Below are 3,073 nucleotides of genomic sequence, written 5' to 3' on the forward strand. Positions count from 1 at the left end.
TGATTTCAATCATGATGGCAAGACCGATCTCATCGTGGGTGCATATGGATATTCTCCTTCTATAAGTTATACAGACATGAACACTGGCCGTGTCTATATCTACTATGCTGATGGGACGAGCAACTTTGTCTGTGCGACGTCTCCCTGTGTTGCGCCTGATGCTGATGTGATTATCGATGGGTCAACGGGTTCATATCTTGGCAAGCAGATAGTGACAGGGGATTTCAATACGGATGGCACGATGGATTTTGCTGTTGGATCACCATTTGGTATTACGGACAATGCTGGTCGAATACATATATTCTACGCAGACGGGACGAATAATTTCGGGACAGCAGTATGCTCTGGTACCCCAGCGCTTTGTAGTGCGACCAATGCCGATGTGACTATTATGAGCGAGACAGTTGCCTACCCTTATTTCGCCCATGGATTTGGTGGCATGATGGCTTCGGGTGATCTCAACAATGACGGGACGACAGATCTGGCGATAGGGATGGTTGAATACGGAGAGCATGATTATAATGATAATCCTGTTAATCATGGGCGTGTCTATCTTATTTACAATAACGGTCCGTATCCTGCCGATGCTTCATCCTCTGATGTGATTATAGTTGGTGCATACGGTCTTGAATTAGGGAGTAGAATTGCGATAGGAGATGTGAATCGAGATCATCGAGCAGATCTTATCGTAACGAAAGTAGGTACATATTATTGGCATTATCTCGAAATATTTTTAAACGATGGGTCGTACCCGACCTCTGCGGGAAATGCCAATGGTATAGCTGGCGATGCAGGCTTTAACTATCCGGCATATACGGCACTCCCTGCGCTATCTCCCGTAGTCTTTGGTGACTTCAATGCTGATGGATATGATGATATGGTTGTTAGCGATGCAGGATACAATACGAACAAGGGCAAGGTTTCTCTTTATACGACCAATGACAGCGTAGTCACCGGGGAAGCGACGAATAACTATTTCGGTTCAGCTCTCGCCTCAGGAGACTTCAATTTTGATGGCCGGACCGATCTCGCCGTGGGAGCCTATGGCAATGCGAGTAATACTGGGAAGGTCTATCTTTTCTACAACGATGGCTCTCTCCCGTCTTCTGCCTCTTCTGCAGATGCGATCATCTCTGGTGAGAATATTAGTGACCGATTCGGAGTAGCACTCTCTGCGATGGATTTCAATACGGATGGTCGGACCGATCTCGTCGTGGGATCGAGCGGGTACAGTAGTAATGCAGGAGGCATCTATCTTTTCGCGAATACAGGGACGGGGACGTATCCTGCCTCTGCGAGCGGGAGAGACGCCATCATTGTCGGAGAGACGGCCAATAGCTATCTCGGAACCGCTTTTGCGACGGGGGATGTCGATGGTGACGGATGGACTGATCTCATCTCTGGTGCGTACGGATATTCTTCCAATGCTGGTCGTGTCTACGTGTTTTATGCGGACGGTGTCTATCCTGCAACAGCCGACCTCGCCGATGGGATGATGACGGGTACGACAGGCATTCTACTGGGTTCTCAATTAGCGACCGGAGATTTCGATGCAGATGGTGATAGAGATATTGCCGTGAGCGCGACGGGGTATTCGAGTAGTCTCGGCCGTGTCTATATGTTCTACAACACGGGGAGCGGTACATTCCCATCGACCGTTGCGACAGCGAGTGTGACGATTACAGGAGTCGCAGCGAGTATCCCTGTTCCCTGTTACTATTATTGTGTTTCCAACACTCCCTATTTCGGTTCCGCTCTCGCATCAGGTGACTGGAACAGTGATGGCAAGACCGATCTCGTTGTAGGATCATACAATTATGGATATAACGGTGATGATGATGGATATTGGGAAGTGATTTCTGGTCGTGTCTATTTTTTCTACAATGACAATGAGTACCCTGTGAGTGCGAGCAGTGCCGACGCGATTATGACGCCGACAGGATCTGCGTTCCTCGGATATTCCTTCTCTACAGGAGATTTCAATGCTGATGGGAGTGCCGATCTCGCTGTTAATGGAATATATTTCTACTACAATGACGGAGGATATCCGTCCAATGCCGGTTCAGATATGTGGATAACATCGTACGGGGGAATCGGACCCTCTGTCGCAGGTGATTGGGATAGTGATGGCAAGATGGATCTCGCTACAGGATTGTCTGCGTGGGGGACGAATACGGGTCGTGTGATGATGATGATTACCGAGGCTCGTACCGTCGATCGTTTTCAGCTCCTCCGTTTCCGCGGTAGCGATGCCAGCTCCAACCCGATTCGTTTCAAAGGAAATATCAAGGTGAAATAGAAATACAATTACTCTTTAGAGATTAATACCTACTTGAGAGCGATCAATATCTAATACCGAATATCAAATAAAACACAATTTTCAATCCGCCAGCTGGCGGAACAAAGACCAAATAAAACACAAAACACAATTTTCAATTTCTAATTTTCAATTTTCAAACAATCTCTAATGACTTATGATGTATGATCTCGAAGAAAGAACAAAAAAATTCTCCAAAGATATCATTAGATGCCTTTTGAAGATTAAAATGAATGAAATAAACAGAAACCTCATATCTCAGCTCAGTCGATCAGCAACAAGTGTTGGCGCAAATTATTGTGAAGCCAACGGAGCGAGTTCAAAGAAAGACTTCCGAAATAAGATTTTTATCTGCAGAAAAGAAATCCAGGAAACAAAATATTGGATTGAACTCTTAGCTGAGGCAAATCAAAGCAGTAGAGATGATTTGAAAAGTCTTTGGAAGGAATCTCAAGAATTGACACTTATCTTTAATAAAATTTCCAGCTCTCTCAAAGAAACAGTAAAGAATTAAGGTATTGAAAATTGTTTAGAAATTGAAAATGAAAAATTATTTCCATGGTATCATAAATAAAGTAAGTGAGAAATAAGTTTTATCTGTATGCAAAAAATTGAATCATTGAAGTATCGTTTGAAAATTAGAAATTAGAAATTGAAAATTATTCCCCATGTTTCATCTCTCTCCCAAAACCCTCCTCCTCACTCTCGCACTCCTCGCAGTGCCTGTCTTCGCATACCTCTTCTGGCAGATGTCTC

Annotated in this window: 2 protein-coding genes; both read left to right on the plus strand. The window is 44.6% G+C overall.

Annotated elements, in window-relative coordinates; all coding sequences use genetic code 11:
- The coding region (locus PHH40_04975) for an FG-GAP-like repeat-containing protein (protein MDD2767076.1) at positions 1-2,299 on the plus strand (2,299 nt) is incomplete at its 5' end.
- 175 nt (positions 2,300-2,474) lie between these two features.
- Positions 2,475-2,831 carry a four helix bundle protein gene (locus PHH40_04980; GenBank protein MDD2767077.1) on the plus strand — a complete coding sequence of 119 codons (357 nt, stop codon included), beginning with the start codon at positions 2,475-2,477 and terminating at the stop codon, positions 2,829-2,831.
- The last annotated feature ends 242 nt before the right edge of the window (positions 2,832-3,073 follow it).

The organism is Candidatus Moraniibacteriota bacterium (assembly GCA_028688415.1).
GTDB lineage: Bacteria > Patescibacteriota > Minisyncoccia > Moranbacterales > UBA1568 > UBA1568.